Origin of the sequence: Variovorax sp. V116 (genome assembly GCF_041154435.1) — a bacterium.
In the GTDB taxonomy this organism is placed as follows: Bacteria; Pseudomonadota; Gammaproteobacteria; order Burkholderiales; family Burkholderiaceae_C; genus Variovorax; species Variovorax paradoxus.
On the sequence record NZ_AP028661.1, the window covers coordinates 4,718,349 to 4,734,126 of the forward strand.

The 15,778-nt window shown below is 59.8% G+C and carries 7 protein-coding genes; 6 read left to right on the plus strand and 1 reads right to left on the minus strand.

Features of this window, described 5'->3' with window-relative positions; translation table 11 throughout:
- Positions 1 to 261: 261 nt before the first annotated feature.
- From ACAM58_RS22625 to ACAM58_RS22640, 4 genes are read left to right on the plus strand one after another with little or no spacing between them, the layout of a single operon-like run.
- Positions 262 to 3,111 carry a hypothetical protein gene (locus ACAM58_RS22625; RefSeq protein ID WP_369663585.1) on the plus strand — a complete coding sequence of 950 codons (2,850 nt, stop codon included), beginning with the start codon at positions 262 to 264 and terminating at the stop codon, positions 3,109 to 3,111.
- Complete coding sequence (locus ACAM58_RS22630) at positions 3,108 to 4,220, plus strand: hypothetical protein (RefSeq protein ID WP_369663586.1); 1,113 nt, start codon at positions 3,108 to 3,110, stop codon at positions 4,218 to 4,220. The genes ACAM58_RS22625 and ACAM58_RS22630 overlap by 4 nt, the downstream gene beginning before the upstream one ends.
- Positions 4,217 to 8,095 carry a DEAD/DEAH box helicase gene (locus ACAM58_RS22635; RefSeq protein WP_369663587.1) on the plus strand — a complete coding sequence of 1,293 codons (3,879 nt, stop codon included), beginning with the start codon at positions 4,217 to 4,219 and terminating at the stop codon, positions 8,093 to 8,095. The genes ACAM58_RS22630 and ACAM58_RS22635 overlap by 4 nt, the downstream gene beginning before the upstream one ends.
- The gene (locus ACAM58_RS22640; protein ID WP_369663588.1) at positions 8,092 to 9,789 is read left to right on the plus strand and encodes a DUF1998 domain-containing protein; all 1,698 of its coding nucleotides are present in this window, start codon (positions 8,092 to 8,094) and stop codon (positions 9,787 to 9,789) included. The genes ACAM58_RS22635 and ACAM58_RS22640 overlap by 4 nt, the downstream gene beginning before the upstream one ends.
- A gap of 7 nt (positions 9,790 to 9,796) precedes the next feature.
- Here the strand turns inward: ACAM58_RS22640 and ACAM58_RS22645 are convergent, their stop codons facing one another.
- Positions 9,797 to 11,005 (minus strand): Druantia anti-phage system protein DruA, encoded by a 1,209-nt coding sequence (locus ACAM58_RS22645; protein WP_369663589.1) that lies wholly within the window; start codon positions 11,003 to 11,005, stop codon positions 9,797 to 9,799.
- Positions 11,006 to 11,728: 723 nt separating this feature from the next.
- Here ACAM58_RS22645 and ACAM58_RS22650 point away from each other — a divergent pair.
- Together ACAM58_RS22650 and ACAM58_RS22655 are read left to right on the plus strand one after the other, a co-directional pair.
- Complete coding sequence (locus ACAM58_RS22650; RefSeq protein WP_369663590.1) at positions 11,729 to 14,338, plus strand: hypothetical protein; 2,610 nt, start codon at positions 11,729 to 11,731, stop codon at positions 14,336 to 14,338.
- Positions 14,335 to 15,558 (plus strand): hypothetical protein, encoded by a 1,224-nt coding sequence (locus ACAM58_RS22655; protein WP_369663591.1) that lies wholly within the window; start codon positions 14,335 to 14,337, stop codon positions 15,556 to 15,558. The genes ACAM58_RS22650 and ACAM58_RS22655 overlap by 4 nt, the downstream gene beginning before the upstream one ends.
- Positions 15,559 to 15,778: the final 220 nt, after the last annotated feature.

Below are 15,778 nucleotides of genomic sequence, written 5' to 3' on the forward strand. Positions count from 1 at the left end.
GCCGTTAGATTCAGATACAAAGATAACAACTGTGAATACTGGCCGGAAGGGCGCGAGAGGACGTGCGGAGGGGCGGTGCCAACGCATACACAGACGCATGAATCCGGCTTGGCTTGAACTGGTGGTGGAACTTGCGAGCGCGTAGACACGCGGAGGGGTGTGTTGAATGCCGACTAGTGGCGAACTTGAGGAGCTTCTCGGGGTGTTTGGCGGGCGGCGTCGCAGGCTGGCAGGACATGCGCGGCGAAGTCGGATCGCGCCATGAGCGAAACCCTTGCGTTGTTCGAAGAGCGACTTCGATCGCATTTCGCGGACCTGTCTCAGTCCAAGGCGTCTGGTGGCCATCGTCTTTTCGCGTTGGAGCACTGTCTGGCGCCCGACGAGGTCAAGGTTCTGTCGGCGCAGCTTGGCAAGAGCCTTGGCAGACGCCGCATGCTTGCCGACTTCAAGGTCTCATGGGTCGTGCACGCTGCGGAACAGGGGTACGACTTCGATGGGCAGGAGTACTGGTATTCGTTCGCTCAACGCACGGCCAACTGGGAGGACTACGGCAATCGCAAGCGTCTGCGCGACTGGTTCAGGGCTTTTTGCGCCGAGTTTTCCGGAGTGCAGCCACAGGGTGACTGGGCCAAGCACTACAAGTACATCGCGTGGCCTATCGCAAACGCACTGCTCCCTCGCGACTTGCAGGAACAACTCGCGCAATCGATCTTCAATATCCGCTTTCAACTCAGGACCGTTGCTCACCTGCCACCGGAAGCTACCGGCAAGCTGATCGCCCAGCACTCCTACGTTTCATCGTCGAGATTCCGGTTCCTGCTGCAGCAGCATGACCTGGTCGGCAGATTGGTCCATACGCTGCTGCAAGGCGATGGCGGCGGACAGACCTCCATCTATCCCGCGACCCTGCAGCGAATCACGACGGATCTGAACTCTCGCGGCCACGCGAGAGCGTGGCTCAGAGATGCCCAGAAGCAATATGCACAGCTGCAGTTCCAGCTGCCAGGGATCAAACAGAACTACTGGACTCAGACACTCCCGCATGCCGGTACGACAGATCCGCAGGTGGTTGCAGTCACCGATCGGCAAGGGGTGCTGCTTCGCCCAACCATTGAACTGCGGCGCACGGCATCGGCGCAGTGGCAGGTGGTGCTCAGCGTCCCCTCGTTCCAGCCGCTGGTCGATGCTCAGCCAGAACTCCGGCCACACCTGGAACGGGTCAGGTATACGGTCCCGGCGCACGGCACCGCGCTGTTCCTGGGCCGCACATTGTTGTCCCCCCGAGGGATGCAGTACACCCTCGTAGATTGGCCTGCCCAACGGCAGTGCGTCCTTAGTTTCAACGATGCAGATAGCTTCTTTGATCGGATCGTCGGTCCTGAATGCCAGTTCCAGCCAGCAAAGGTCTGGGTGTTTCGAGTGAGTGAGGAAGGAACGGCCAGGCACATCGCCACGGCTCATGTCATCCCGGGCCAGTCCTACCTGGTGGTCACACGGGAACCCGGGCTGATCAATCGACTGGGGCCCCCGGTTGTGTTGCGTTGCGCGGGCGTGACTTGTGTGAAGCTGACATTGGATACGGTCATCTCGCAGGCGCAGAAGACGGCACTTTTGCACGCCGGCATTTCTTTCCATTTGAGCGTTCGCGTCTCCCCCCTGGGCTTGTTGCCACGTCAGTGGGGGGAAGAGGGACTCGGCGTGTGGCTGACCAGCGAGACCCCCTGCTTCACGATCACGCGCGACCATGAATTCGATGCCTATCAGCTCGCGATTGACGATGGGGAAGTCCAGACCTTCGCATGCGACCACAATTCGCCCAGCATGAATTTCATGCTGCAGGGGCTCTCGGTAGGACGACACAAGATTGCCGTCGCGACCCGCGTCTCAATCGCCACGCAGAACGGCACGCACTTCAAAACGGAGCGAAGTGTCGAACTGAGCCTCTTCGTCCGTCAGCCGACGGCATGGACACCGGGCAAGCTCAGCATCAACGCAATGGTGGTTGACGTGCATCCACCCGCCCCCACCATCGAGGACTTGCTCGGAGGGCGAATTGCCCTCTCCGTGGACGGTGATCACGCGCGGCGCGCCACTTGCACATTGGTGCTCACAAATGCGTCGAATGAAGAACTGTCCGCTCAGACCGTCTTTCAAAAAGAACGCCTGCCAATTGCGGCAGCGGTTTGGGAAGAGAAGCTTCATGCGTTTCTGAACCGGACCTCGGACGAGCAAATCTATCTGGAAGCCGCGGGTGGTTTCATCCGCATCGACGCGGAAGATCTCGGGGAATACCGGGTCGCACTCTTGCACCATCCCGAGCCGCTTCGCTGGGGCACGACCGTTTCGAAGTCCTCCGCCACGCTGCGACTCATCAACGACGGCTTCGACAAGTCCTTGCAGATCGAGCACCTGTCCTTCTCGCAACCGATGCAACGGACTTCAGTGGACCCTGACCGAGCGCGTATCGGCATCGACACCAGGGCGAAAGATGGCCTGTTCGTGGTTCGTACCGAGGAACATCAATACGCAGCCGTCGTGTCATCAACCCATGTCGGCAAAGGGTTCGGCTGGCTCGGTGTAGAGCTGGACGAGTACAAGATGAGACAGAGTAGGGACGACAGGGAGTTGGTCGACACCTATGCGCTCTGGGCGAATGCCAGGACGTGCGGTGGGATATCACGCTTCAAGCGGATGCGCGTGCTCGATCACATCCACGATCAACTGATCGCGGTCGTGTGCGGCATACCCTGGGCAAAGTTGGAGAAGCGCCTCGCGAGCCATGTGACGGCGGAGAACTGGGGCCTCCTGGATGACGCGGTCAGTCAACCGATCTCATATGCGGTGGCCCTTGGCCTCGCATGCAAAGTCGCGACCACCTTGCCCGACGAGACGATCGAGAATATTCATCGGACGAAATCGATGGGATTTCGCATCTCGCAAGACTTGGCGGTCGTGCGCACCGCGTGGTTGCTTGCATTCAACCCGGCACTCCTGCTTGATGGCGAGGCGCATCCTGTGGGCCCCAGCAAGGACGTTTTCGCGACGCTTGTGCGCGGCGCGCGGCTGCTGCTGCTGTGCCGAAGACACGAACGTGCGGGAGCGCAAGGATGATCGCCCGCGCCGTCCGGGCGAGTGAGCTGGAAGTGTTCCAGCAGTTAAAGGCCGATCTGCATCTGCGGTCTTCGACCTTCGACGGGGAAGTCGAGTCCACCGTGGCGGCTGTCATCAGACGCTTGGGCGGCTTCATGTGCCCATGCCCGAAGACCGCGCTCGCGAGTGCGGCCGTTCGATCGCTGAGGCTTGACCCGGAAAAAACTGCGGAAATTGCCGACCAGGTGGATGGCTCCATCGAGGATCTGATGATCGCGGGCGACCTGATCGAGCTGTCCAAGGTGGTAGCGGTCGGCGCCGAGGACCATCCCACATGGCTTTTTTGCGCGCCGCCCAGTTTTGTAAAAAGGGCTGACGGCCGAATCTACGTGTTCGGCGTAGCTCCGGACGACGCCGTCTTTCTGCCCGGCGAAATACTTGAGCACGTGCATCATCTAGGGGCAACCCGGTACATCGATGCGTCCGACGCCGCACCGCTGGCCGACGTGTTGCCAGGCCTGGGTCTTCGGCAGATCAACGAGGCGGCGTGGTTGACATCGCATCACGCCGAGGCGCCGGAGAAGTTTCTTGCGCGCATGACAAAGCGGCTTCAGCAAGACGGCATCAAGGGGCACCTGCCCGAGATATCCCTCCTTCGTCACGCCACCAATGTGCTGTCGACATACCGTCAGCGTTGGGCCAAGCCACAGGGTGAGACCGGCGTCTTCATCGGGCGCCACCCTCACCCCTACGGTGCGCCGCCCTGGTACCTGTGCGAGGTCCAGGCAGGCGAGGTTCAGCGCAGCCTCTTGCTTCCGCTGCCCGATCAGGCGGCCCGGGCGTGCGATGTCGCGTGGCAAATCCAGCTGGCGATCGATGCGGTTCAGGGATATCCGGCCCTCATGCGATCGCGTGTCGACCCGGACGGTGAAGGTGTTTATCTCAACGTCCAGTTTCCCTTGCCCATGGCGGCACGGCGCAGGCTGGTCCTGCTCGGCGGTCCCCGCGGCAGAGGCGATCTGAGTGGCTTTTCTTTCTGGCTACCGACCTCGCAACTGGCGCAAGAAGTGTCCTTTCTGAAGGATCACTTCTGGTACGTCCATCAACGGAATCCAGAGGATATTCAATGACAAAGACGATTCATGGCGTGGCCTCCGAGCTGCGTGAGGCGTTGATCGAGTACATCGAGGCGACCTACCATATCGGCGACCCCGCGTTGCTCAAGCAGCGACGCGCGCTGCTCGAAGAGATAGGCGTGGTGCATCAGTCGCCATTTCTGGAGTCCACGCCGCGATATCAGACCGGCGAGAAGTTTGGGGATATCAAGGGGTTGTCTCTGGCCGCGCGCGCCTTGTTCGAGACGCTTTCGCAGCCTACGGCGAAGGGGAAACAACTCCTGTACGACCCACCGTACACGCACCAGAGCAAGGCCATTCGGGAGACCTTGGTCGAGGGCAAGAATCTACTCATCATGACCGGGACCGGTTCAGGAAAGACAGAGTCCTTCCTGATGCCCATTCTTGGCATGCTCGCGAAGGAAGCGCAGTCCAGCCCTGAGGCATTCGGGACTCAAAGCGGCATGCGCGCAATGATCCTCTATCCGATGAATGCCCTGGTCAACGACCAACTGGGACGTCTTCGCGGGATCTTCGGGGACCCCCGGCTCGTGGAGATGTTTATGGGCTGGGCCGATAGGCCACCGCGCTTCGCGCGATACACCAGCCGCACGCCTTATGCAGGAAAGCGTGTGAAGGGGAAAGATCAGACAAGGCTCAAGCAGTTCGGCGACTTCTATGTCAAGGCGCTGGAACGCGCGGCGGCCGATGACGAAGATGCGGCGATCGCCGCCCGGATGATCGAAGACCTCAAGAGTCGAGGCAAGTGGCCGGCCAAGCCCGATCTGGCGCGCTGGTACAAGGGGCCGAAGGGCAAATACTGGCAGGATGCCGCAGGTAATTTCATTCGCGCAATTACGTTGCCAGGCGACTCCGAGCTTCTCACGCGACACGAGTCCCAATCGGCCGCCCCCGACCTGCTCGTGACCAACTACTCGATGCTCGAGTACATGCTCATGCGCCCTGTTGAGCGAACGATCTTCGACCAGACGAGGGCGCGGCTGGCCGCCAACCCCGACGAGAATTTTCTGCTGATCCTCGACGAGTCGCATCTGTACCGTGGTGCGGGTGGCGCAGAAGTCGGTCTGCTGCTGCGCCGCTTGAGGGATCGCCTGGACATTCCCATCGAACGCTTCCAGGTGATCTGTGCGACGGCAAGTTTCGACAGCCCGGAATACGCACCCAAGTTTGCTTCCCAGCTGACTGGAGCGCCGCCTGAATCCTTCACGGTGATCCAAGGTGACTACCTCAAGCAGCTGCATGGCGGGCAAGGAAGCGCGGCTCAGGCAGAGCTCCTGGCGGGCCTGGACATGAGCGGGTTCTATTCGGAGGAGCCAGCCAAGCGTGCCGAATCCGTCGCTCCTTTTCTCGCAGCACAGTCCACGCCCCTCGATCCGGGGAACATCGACCGTTCGCTGTTTGCCGCCTTGAGCAACTTCCCGCCGTTGATCGCGCTAGTGAACAAAACCATGGGCGATGCACAACCCGTCAACGACCTGGGGCTGTTTGTTTTTCCCGATTCGCCCAAGCTCGTTGCGGAGCTCGCGCTGACCAATCTGGGCGCCTTGGCAACCAGTGCACGAAAGAAACCAGACGATCCCAGCCTCCTGCCATGCCGTGTCCATAACTTCTTTCGAGGACTGCGGGGGCTGTGGGCATGCATGGACCCTGACTGCTCGGGAATCGATGAGTCACTTCGGGGCGTAGTGGGCAAGCTCTACACCCAACCCCGAGATCTGTGCGCGGCGTGCAATGCCCGTGTTCTCGAACTATTCACGTGCCGGGTGTGCGGGAGCGCATATGCACGCGGCTACTGTGACAACGTCGAGAAGCCATCGGTCATCTGGAGCGAGGCAGGAGCGCCACTACGGATGTGGGATGACAGCATTGAAGAACTCGACATTTTGGACATCTTGCTGGTCAAGCCTGGCAACTCCGACCTTGCCGAGGAAGCCAGTTTCGATCTGACGACCGGTCAGATCAATTCACCGCTCAAGAATCAGCGTGAGCGGAGTGTCTACCTGTCGCCGCACCGTATTGCGCAGCCCGTTCAGGACGATGACGATGACGACGGCGGTGGCGGCGGGTACCTCGCCTCGGCTGGGGTGTTTCATCAATGTGGCATCTGCGAGCGCAAGAGCTATCAGGGACGCTCTTCGGTTCAGGATCATGAGACCAAGGGCGATCAGCCATTCCAGGTTCTGGTCAGTCGGCAGATCCAGGTGCAGCCCCCGGGACCTCAGCCTGCAACAAGCTTTGCACCCTTGCGAGGCCGCAAGGTCCTTGCCTTTTCCGACTCCCGACAGGTGGCTGCCCGTCTCGCTCCAAACCTGCAGATGTACTCGGCCCGCGATACCTTGCGTCCCTTGATGGTTCGCGGATGGACGCGTCTGGCCCAGATACCCAAGCTCCCCTTGTCGCTTGAGCATCTCTATCCGGCGGTACTCATTGCCGCCAGTGAACTCGGGGTCCGATTCCGGCCTGAGTTGACGATGCAGGAGAAGCTGCAGGATTTCACAGACGCAGGCCACGTGGTCAAGCCGGGTCTGAATGTCTCCGATGACGACTTGCGCGCGCTGTGCTCACAGCTCGTGCCTGGCGAACCACCGGAAGCGTTCCTTTCCGATTTGATGTCGACGATGAGAGATCGGTCGCTCGGGCTTGAAGCGCTGGCATTTGCTTCCATCGTGGAACATCAGGATCAACGCGCGGCGGTGGAAGCACTGCCGAACATCGCAGGCGTTACCGAGACCGCGCAGGATCGCATGGAGCTGGCCCGGGCGTGGATCAGGGAATGGAATGGTGCGGGCTTCTGGCTGCGAAACATGCCGGGTCGGTGGTACCAGATTCACCCAGACAAGAAGGTGCAAATCACCTCGAGAACGGGAAAGTTCCGACGCTTCGAGAGCAGACTGGGATCGCCAACAGCCAAGAAGGCATTCAACGAGAAGTGGCTGCCCAAACTGCTCGACGTGTTCACGACGAAGATGGAAGGGAAAAAACACCAGCTGCAAGGCCGGCGCCTTTCTCTGGCGTTTGGAGGGGAATGGGTTCGCTGCGCAGATTGCAAGTCGGTCCACCGGCCCGTCAGGCTGCTGCCCGTGTGTCTTGACTGCGGTCATGCGAGCATCTTCGCGCTCGATCCGAATGCGGACGAGGTCTTCATGAAGCGCAAGGGCTACTACCGCAACAGCGTGATCGCCGCCCTGTTGCCAGACGCGCAAGCGCCAGTTTCCATCATTGCAGCCGAACACACCGCACAGCTCAACTCCGCGGAGCACGATGACGTGTTCTCCAAGGCGGAGGAAAACGAACTGCTTTTCCAGGACGTGGACATTCCCGTTCGCAATGCGCGATCGGCACCATCTGCGGTCGACGTGCTCTCCAGTACCACGACGATGGAAGTGGGGATCGACATCGGTCAGCTGTCCGGTGTCGCGCTGCGCAACATGCCGCCCAGCCGCGCCAACTATCAGCAGCGCGCCGGCCGTGCGGGCCGGCGGGGCAACGCGATCGCGACCGTGGTGGCCTTCGGCGGCTCGGACACCCATGATGAGCACTTCTTCTCCGAGCCCGCAAAGATGATCTCGGGGGAGGTCATCGATCCCACGTTGAGCATCGACAACCCGGACATCGTTTGTCGTCACATTCGGGCTTTTCTTCTGCAGTCCTACCATCAGGCAAGAATCCCCGCCGACTACGTTGGCAAGGGAGACCTCTTCTCGGTGCTGGGCCAGGTCAGTGACTTTGCGCTGTCAGGAAGCGTTCTCAACCGTGAGGACTTCGAGACGTGGCTCAATGCCAATGCCGATCATCTGCGCTCGCGGGTCGATGCATGGATTCCCAGCGAGTTGTCTGCTCAAGACAGGCAGACGCTCCTGGAAGGATGATCGAAGACTGCCTGGATGCGATCGACAGGGCAATCGAGGATGACCTGGCAGCGGCAGCGGCGCTGGTCGGCGCCGCTGCCGTCGCGAACGGCGACGAGGAAGGCGAGCTCCCGGAAGTGCCTGCGGAAGTGGACGAAGAAAAGCCCGTCAACCCGCCCGACGCCAGATCGCTGCTCGATGCCTTGCTCTACAAGGGGGTCCTGCCGCGATACGCCTTTCCGACGGATGTCGCAACGTTCCACGTTTTCGATGTCGAAGGCTCAACGAAGTACCGACCCAAGCTCAAGTTCGCTCCTGCCCAAGGTCTTGCGGTGGCACTGACCCAGTACGCGCCTGGCAAGCAGGTCTGGATTGCAGGCAAGTGCTATACCTCTGGCGCGATCTATTCGTCGATGCCGGGCGAACGCTACAAGCAGTGGGATGGCAGGAAACTCCATGTGGAATGCACGCGCTGCGGCTACGCCCGGACGGAGCTCGTGGATGCTGGCCTCAAACGTGGCGATGTGATGGACTGCCCTGCGTGCCAGGGCTCGCAGACCTTGGGTCCGGCGCGTTATTGGATGCGCCCTACGGGCTTTGCCCATCCGATCACCGTGCCGGAGGTCACCTCGCCGGACGACATCCCCGAGACCAGCTATGCCACCAGGGCAAAGCTGACCATGGAGAGCCCGGACGATTCCAAATGGGTGGTGCAGTCCGAGCGCGTTCGCCATCTTGCGGTGCGCACACACCTTCTGGTTTCCAATACCGGGCCTGCCAAGCAGGGGTACTTGTATTGCACTCGTTGTGGACGCATCGAAGCGACCACCACACCCCATAGCCCTTTGCTGCAAGAGCACTCGAAGCCGTATCCCGATCCGGCCGATCAGACCTGCAAAGGTGGCGCAGCAGCTCGGGAGATTGTGCTCGGCACAGACTTCATCACCGACGTGGCGCTCTTTTCTTTCCGCCTCGAGGACCCGATCCGCCTTCATGCGGCCGCTTCGATCACGCGCGTCGCGCTGCGCACGCTGTGCGAAGCACTGGCGCGTGCGGCGACGGACCTGCTGGGTATCGAGCCCGGTGAAATCCTGGCCGAGTACAGGCCGGCGGTGACACAGCTGGGCAATGAGGGATTGGAAGCCGAAATCTTCCTCTACGACACGCTGCCTGGAGGTGCCGGTTTCTCAGGCGCTGCGGCCGCCGAGGGACTTCCGCTTTTCCAGAAGGCGCTCGACATCATGAAGTCCTGCGAGGAGCATTGCGATCTGTCGTGCTATCGGTGCTTGCGCAGCTTCCGCAACCGCCTGGACCACGGTGCCCTGGACCGCTTCACCGGTATCGCATTGCTGGAGTACCTGCTCGCTGGCAAGCTCAGCTCGTTCGAGCCGCGCCGTATTTCAAGCGCGGCGAATTCGCTGTTCACCGATCTGCTGCGCCACGACAAGCCCTATCTGCAGCCAGTCACGCTTGACGATCTCACCGACGATCAACTCAAGCCGCATCACAAGCCCACCCTGGTGACGAGCGCAACGGGCAAGCCAGTACTGCTGGCGGTGGTGAGCCCGTTGGAGGAATTCCAGGCGCCACGGCAGGTGGACGGCATATTGCCGGATGGAGGCTCGGCGCTGCTGGTCCAGATCAGCGAGTTGCTGGTGCGACAGAACCTTCCCAAGGCCACGCAGTTCGCGCTTGGGCAGATCGCAAGTGCCTGAGTACTCGCTAGAGCGCGCTGGCCAGCGGCGCCGCGATCGCGCTGGCCAGCGTATGTCTGAGGAGATCGACATCCTTCCCGAGGTTCCACTCCGGGAAGCGTTTCGCGCGCGGTACCGCCCAGCGTTCGCGCCAGAACTCAGCGAAGTCCGCTTCGGGCAAAGAAATCGGTGCCCCGAATCCTTTGCCGGCCATGCCGTCGTCGAGCTGGTCGACAAGGCGATAGAGAAACACCTCGCGCTTGACGCCATGCTGAAGAAGCGAAGCCGGCAATCCCAGCCGCACCAACGCGCGACAGATGTTCTGCCAGCGTACCTTGGGGCCATTCCCGAAGCCGCCGTCCGTGAAGCCATCGACCATCTTCAAGTACGAACACAGCGCAGGGTACAGGTGTTCCAGGTGGATGGTGCCAAAGCCCATCGTGTAGCCGATCGGCTCGGCCAGCAGGCGGCCGTTGTACTTCAAGCGGTTGTACTGCGAGCTACGACCGAACGCGCTGGTGGTCGTCACAGCCGCCAGCGGCTGCTGAATGTTCTCGTCCAGCATGCGCGTCTTCCTGCCCGCGTACTGGCGCCAGTACGCCTGGCGTATCGTGTCCGAGGAAATCATGCCCGCGCAGAGCTTTCCTCCAAGCAGGTAGGAGTACGGGGGAATCGCACCGACGGCATATGCGTCCAGGGTGCAATTAACCAGCGTGAGTTTTTCTTCGTCCGGGTAGTCCCACAGCCGGTCCCGCGCTGCCAGGTCGGCTGGAGGCGACTGAAGTCCGATGATGCCGATCACGGCCTCGTGATACTCGTCGAAGATCACAAAGCGCAGGCGACGGCCATACCCCTTGTTGTAGGGCATCGACCACATCGAGCGCGTCGCGTAGAACAGGTCGCTCCATTCCTGGTTGCGCTGGACAAACTTGAGGACAGGCTTGATCTTCGAGGGATCGATTTCCGATCCGTTGCGAAAGCGCGAGCGGTATTTCTCGAAGAGTGCCTTGGCAGTTTGCGCCGTGCCCCCACCTTGATCGAGCTTCGCCTGTATGTGCAGCGCCCGCAGGTAGTCCTTGTCGCCCTTGCCCGTCGCCGCTTCGAACTTGCCGCAGGCCTCCAGAACCGATACGCGCAGTGCTTGCGCAACCGCTTCCACCTGCTGGGGAAGATAGATCACCTTGGCGGAAGAAGCTGGCTTCTTCGTCGCGGATGGGATGGTTTTGCTCTGAATCATGTTGCCGTTGATTTGGCCACGGCGTGGCCACTCAGTCAAGGGCTATCGCTTGACAGCCTAGCCTTTCAGCACGATTGCATCACAATTTCCACCGCCCCCGCTTTGTGGACGTCGCACGCCAGCGGCAACAACCATCGCAAAGGTACCTGAGAGTGCCGCCGGGAGATCGCATCAGGACGGAGCCACGGCACGAAGCGCGCGCGTGTCCGAACGTGACCCTGGTCTTCGCACCTGGAAGAAAAGAGAACCAGAAGTTGCTGCGATACCCCACCGGCCCGAACGCAAGGTGCGATCCTTCAGCGACTTGACGATACCCACTCGGCAAGCGGTCGCAATGGGCCAATGGAAGGTGCGGGAGCGCATCATCGATCTTGACCGGCAATGCAGAGTCGCTCTGGATATTTAGAAGATGGTCATCGCGATGGACGCTCGTCAGGAACTGAGTATGGGAAGCAATTCTTAGTTTGAAGAATGCGTCCGTCTTGCCCTGGAGGTGGCAAACAAGCTCGACCTCATGAAACGACCATTTCGCGCAATCAACCCCGGCCAAGCACTACGGCGATTGGGTCTTGCCTAAGCAGATCAACGCATTCCGAAGTCGAGAGGATTGGTAGAGCCAACGGAACCGACAAGCAACGGCTTTGATACGCAGATAATTCGCACTATCAACGACATCCGCCCGTGCGCGGATCGACTACGCGACGCAATTCGAGGGAGACGCCAATGGCAAGCATTCAACTGTCCGACGGGCTTCGGGCATGGCTCAAGGAAGTCGCCATACTGCCGGAAACGCTGGAGCTTCGCAAACCGGGTGGCTCGACTGTTCAGTTCCAAATCCTCGAGCGAGATGTCGATGGGAAGGTCAGCGGTATTGCATCCCGCATGGGGAAGAAGGGCTTTGTCCTCAGAGTGCTCGACCCCGACACCAATGCCGAGTACGCCGCCAAGCTTTGCGTGTCCGCAGACTATGACGGACAAAGAAGCGAAAAGGACGAGGCCGTTCTTGCAACGAACCTGCGCGGTGCCGGTGACCTGTTTGCCCCACCTTTGCATATCGGGAGGGTCCAGCCCTTTGCGGGCATGCCGGACACACCGGAGAGCTTTGTGTGCTTCATCTCCGACTGGATCGAAGGGGAAACCATCGAGAGCTTGGCGCAGCGGATCGGGGGGCTGACTCCTGACCTGGTTGCCGAGGTATCGATGCAGGTAGTTCGGGCCATCCACTATCTGAAGAACAAGGGCTTGAAACACGATGATCTGCACTGGGGCAACGTCATGGTCCGCCCGATGGCAAAGGAACTGGCTCTAAACGAAGACGATCTGCGCAAAGTCTCCGTCGTGATAATTGATCTCGGAAGCCTGAAGCCGTTCGCACAGCAGACGGCGAAGAGCAAGGACGATCACCTGGCACTGGTGGATTTGCTTTGCCAGATGCACAACGGATTGTGGGCACAGCGTTCTGTTGTTGCATCGCACGCCGTATTCATCAAAAAGATGCGAACGATCATCCAGTGCCTGACGGATGACGATCAGGCACGGTTCTATCCTCGTTCCGAGGATCTGCATCGCGATCTGATGCTTCTTCGAGATTCCATCTCACAATCGGAGGCCGATGCTCCAGGGCGCAGATTCAGGCCCTTCGAGGCGATCTCCGCCGAACATCTGGCTGACGACAAGGTTCTACTGCGCCTGTTTCGCACGGGGCTGCCATGGTTCCAGGACGTGCTGGAGCCCAAACCGATCGTATTGACCGGGCCGCGCGGATGCGGCAAGTCAATGATCTTCAGGTACATGGCAGTGACTACCCAGATCAACTCGGAAGAGGATCCTCACACTTCGAAACAGCACGCTGGCTTCGGGGTGTACATCAGCTGTGCGACCCATTTGCAGAACCATCTGCTCTGGATCGCTCGCGAAGAAGGCAGAACCCAGAAGCTGGCCACGAGCATTTCCACCTACTTTCAGCTAGTGGTGCTCCGTGAGTTGGTGCGAGCACTTGGCCTGGCCGCTCGCGACGAGCGCTTCAAGAAGTTCTTTGACCTTCGACCCTCGCAGCTGGACGCTTGGATCGGCTGGATAAGCCATCACTTCGATGTGTCCATCGAGACACCGAGAACCTCCGCGGCCTCAAGACTTCTCCATTTCGCGGATGACCTGGATCGCGCACGTGTCCAGGTCCACCTGAAGATGCTCTATGGACATCCGGCCACACTCCTTCTGGCGGATGCATTCCTGGGGGACGTCACCTCCAAGCTGATCGAACTCTGCCCGAGGCTCAAGTCTCATCCAGTGATCTTTCTGCTTGACGACTACACCGACACGCGCATCAACCCGGAGGTCCAGCAGATCCTCAATCGCGTCGTGTTCGAGCGACGTTCATCCCATTTTTTCAAGATTTCCTGTGAGCGCTTCGGCTTCAAGATTCCCGACGCACAAGGCGCGCCCATCGACCGGGACCGCGAATTCACGGTCGTTGACGTTGGTCATCAGACGATGGAAGTTCTGCAGGCTCATCAGGCGAAGAATTTTTTGAAGGAACTCATCGACTGCCGTCTTGAGTACGCGGGTTGGAAGGGCCGCTGCGAGACGCTGATCGGCGACTCTACGCCCTATGCACACGACAACAAGTTGGCAGACTTCATTCGCAGTACTGGTTCCAAGCAAGGGAATCATTACTACTATTTTGGAATGACCACGTTGTCGGGCATGTGGAGCGGCGACATTGCGGCGATCTTGCAGGTTGTGAACGCCATGTGCATGCAGGCCAGTGTGGGGCCCGACACAGAGAAGAAAATCAGCGCGCAGCATCAACACCAAGCCATCGTTGCGATCTCGAAGGCGCTCACCCGCGCGGTCCTCGATTACCACCCGTTCGGCACCCAGCTGCATGCGATCCTGCAAGCCTTTGGATCCATGGCGCATACGATCCTGGTGGAAGGTACGCCTCAGAAGGACGGCAACGCGCGTCGGCTCTATCGAATCGAAATATCGACCGATTCGACCGTTGTGGTGATGGACGAACTCGAAAAGCACAGGCCCGATCATGCGCGGATCGCCAAAGAATTGCTGCGGCGATCGGTGTTCCATCCGTTCAGCGACAGCCGGGGAAAAGAGGGTCCCGGTTCTAAGACAACGCGCTGGGAGATGCGGCCGATCTTTCGGCCCAGCTTTGGTCTTTCGTTGGTGCGTGAGAACTACATCGATCTCAAGAAAACTGACGACATCTATGAGCTGCTTTCAGATCCTAAAGCGTTCGCTCAGAAGATTGTGCGCAGATACGAGAACGGCAATCAGAGCAAGCCGCTGTTCGCTGATGAAGGGGATACGCCATGAGCGAAAAATTGGCCAGTGTGCGTGAGATTTCCTACTCTGAAGTCGAGGGCTACCTGCCGCCCGTCGAACCGTTCGACTCGGATGGTGAGTTTCCCGACGTACTGATTTGTGCTCTGGGTTTCGAAGACCGTACCCGAGCAATTGCTGGACGCCTGGCACAGACCGTTGATATTTCGAAGTCCAAGCATCCACTCGCCATCTACTGCGAGTATCAGACAAACAATGAGGACAACGCGGCCAACCGCGGGCCGTTGCTCGAACTGCTCAACGCTGCGTATGAGCGATCGGTTTCAGTCGCGGCTGATGATCCAGCCAGCTTGCGGGCTCGTATGTTGAACGAGCTATCCCAGGTCGCCAATTCGAGCGCGAAACCGATTTCCGTGATGGTTGACATCAGCGCTGCCGCAGGAAGTCTGATCCTCACGCTATGCGCCGTACTGACGGAGTTCAGCGCAACACATCGCATGGGGTTGCGCGTGGCCTACGCCGAAGCGGAATCCTACGAGCCTAGCAAAGACGCCTATGAGGTGAATGGAGAGCAGCTGGTGCTCAAGGCATGTTCATCAGGCGATGCCTCTTCGCTGCACGAGTTCGGCGTGGCCGAAGTCGAGATCAACGAGTTGTATCCCGGCTCGCCTCAAGAAGGCAGAGAGGAACTCATCATTGCGCTGCCGGCGTACCGCACTGAACGGCTTTCCAGGTGCCTGCGTCGGCTATCGAGCGAGCCGATCCTGCCGGTCGGCGACCACGTGCACTGGATTTTTGGTGAGCCACCAGCGAAAGAGCTAGCTTTCCGACTGGAATTCCAGAAGCGGGTGATCAACCGCTTGCTGGTGGGCGAGAGCGACCCCATCTCCTCGGGAAAGGCGCTGACTTCCGAGAACATGTCGGTAACCAGTACGCTCCACTATCAGCAGACGACGCGACGCATCGTGGAAATTGTCGACGCACACCTCGGACATGCCCTTTCGCTGGTGCACATGGGGTCGAAGATGCAGGGTCTTGGTGCAGGCCTTGCATTGGCGGTACGCGCAGAGGTCACGGTCTGTTATGCGCGCCCGACGCGCTTCAATCCCAAGCTGTACTCCGGTGGCATCGGGTCGATGTGGCAGGTCGTTTTTTCCGATTTCGGTGCCGTCATTCGCATGCTTCGTACCGTGGGTCAGCTGCAGATGACGACCTCCATTGAGACCCTTAGATCCGGCTTGCCTGTCCAGTAATAGCCGTCGATTCGCACACGAAGGGCGGTGCTCGAGGAGTCTTCAATAGAGATAGAACAAATTGATTGAAAAGCGGCCGCGGTGGGTTTAGGGGATCAATTTTCTGCGGCAACAACACAGACGTAATAGTCCGACGAAGGCCGTCCTTGCCTGATGCGCAGGCTGCAGGAAGCATCTGACCTCAATCGCAGACCCGCTTGGAGGTGTGCGCAAAAGGATG

Excerpts from the sequence above, each read along its gene's own strand:
- ACAM58_RS22630 (WP_369663586.1), top strand. The coding sequence starts at position 3,108 with ATGATCGCCCGCGCCGTCCGGGCGAGTGAGCTGGAAGTGTTCCAGCAG.
- ACAM58_RS22645 (WP_369663589.1), bottom strand. The coding sequence starts at position 11,005 with ATGATTCAGAGCAAAACCATCCCATCCGCGACGAAGAAGCCAGCTTCT.
- ACAM58_RS22635 (WP_369663587.1), top strand. The coding sequence starts at position 4,217 with ATGACAAAGACGATTCATGGCGTGGCCTCCGAGCTGCGTGAGGCGTTG.
- ACAM58_RS22640 (WP_369663588.1), top strand. The coding sequence starts at position 8,092 with ATGATCGAAGACTGCCTGGATGCGATCGACAGGGCAATCGAGGATGAC.
- ACAM58_RS22650 (WP_369663590.1), top strand. The coding sequence starts at position 11,729 with ATGGCAAGCATTCAACTGTCCGACGGGCTTCGGGCATGGCTCAAGGAA.
- ACAM58_RS22655 (WP_369663591.1), top strand. The coding sequence starts at position 14,335 with ATGAGCGAAAAATTGGCCAGTGTGCGTGAGATTTCCTACTCTGAAGTC.
- ACAM58_RS22625 (WP_369663585.1), top strand. The coding sequence starts at position 262 with ATGAGCGAAACCCTTGCGTTGTTCGAAGAGCGACTTCGATCGCATTTC.